The 869-nt window shown below is 46.4% G+C and carries 1 protein-coding gene; it reads left to right on the top strand.

The features are described 5' to 3' along the window. Positions 1-174: 174 nt before the first annotated feature. On the top strand, positions 175-869 hold a 695-nt coding region (locus tag A3729_RS21720), incomplete at its 3' end, for a class I tRNA ligase family protein (RefSeq protein ID WP_156498068.1).

Here is an 869-nt window from a genome sequence, read left to right on the forward strand (position 1 = left end):
CTAAGAGTCAGGCGCTGAAAAGCATCAACAGAAGCGTGAAAAGCACCGTAATCTAGGCTAGAATAGCCGGCTGGTTTTAGTCGGCTTGATGCTTTATCCATCTTTAAGCGCCAAGCTTCTAAAAAGTACCTTATTTTTCACTCTTTATAAAAACACGCGACATTGAAGACTCTCATGCAAGAACATTATCAACCGCAGCAAATAGAAGAAAAAGCCCGTAAATTTTGGCAAGACAACAACAGCTTTGCTGTCACTGAAGACGAAACAAAAGAGAAATACTACTGCCTGTCCATGTTCCCTTATCCGAGCGGAAAACTACATATGGGCCACGTGCGTAACTACACCATTGGCGATGTTGTTTCTCGCTATCAGCGCATGCAAGGCAAAAACGTAATGCAACCTATGGGTTGGGATGCTTTTGGTCTTCCTGCAGAGAATGCTGCGATCAATAACAAGGTAGCACCTGCCAAGTGGACCTACGAAAATATCGAATACATGAAGACTCAGTTGAACGCACTGGGCTTTGGCTACGACTGGAGTCGCGAACTGGCGACCTGTCAGCCTGAGTACTACAAGTGGGAACAGTGGTTCTTCACCAAGCTTTACGAGAAAGGTTTGGTTTACAAGAAGAACGCAACCGTCAACTGGGACCCTGTCGACCAAACTGTTTTGGCAAACGAACAGGTTGTTGATGGCCGCGGCTGGCGCTCTGGTGCTTTGGTCGAGCGTAAAGAAATTCCACAATGGTTTATCAAGATTACTGATTATGCTGAAGAGCTGTTGGCAGATCTCGATCAGTTAGATGAGTGGCCTGAGCAGGTCAAAACCATGCAGCGCAACTGGATCGGCCGCTCTGAAGGTTTGGAATT

The organism is Oleiphilus sp. HI0043, from assembly GCF_001634935.1.